Below are 437 nucleotides of genomic sequence, written 5' to 3' on the forward strand. Positions count from 1 at the left end.
GATGGCATACGCCAGCGTGACCTGACAACGATTGGCAAGATGGGCGGCGACCATGTTTTTGGCAATGTACCGCGCCATATATGCGCCGCTGCGGTCTACCTTGGTGGCATCCTTGCCGCTGAACGCACCGCCGCCGTGGGGCGCAAATGTGCCGTAGCTGTCCACCATGAGCTTGCGCCCGGTCAAGCCGGTATCGGCATCCGGGCCGCCCTGTACAAACTTGCCGCTGGGGTTCAGGATGATTTCCGCATCATCGGCGGGCATACCGTCAAAGGCAAGCGGGAACACATACTCGTCCAGCAGATCCGCCAGCTTATCAATATCGGTATCCTCTTTGTGCTGCACAGAGACGACCACCGTGGTGATGCGCACAGGCGTGTCGCCGTTGTATTCCATCGTGACCTGCACCTTGCCGTCCGGGCCGATGTCGGGGATAA

Annotated in this window: 1 protein-coding gene; it reads right to left on the bottom strand. The window is 60.0% G+C overall.

The features are described from left to right. Positions 1-437, bottom strand: a 437-nt coding sequence (locus tag NE623_RS14480) for a methionine adenosyltransferase domain-containing protein (protein ID WP_256273509.1), incomplete at both ends; no start/stop codon positions are given.

The sequence above is a fragment of the Gemmiger formicilis genome, assembly GCF_024462815.1.
In the GTDB taxonomy this organism is placed as follows: domain Bacteria; phylum Bacillota; class Clostridia; order Oscillospirales; family Ruminococcaceae; genus Gemmiger.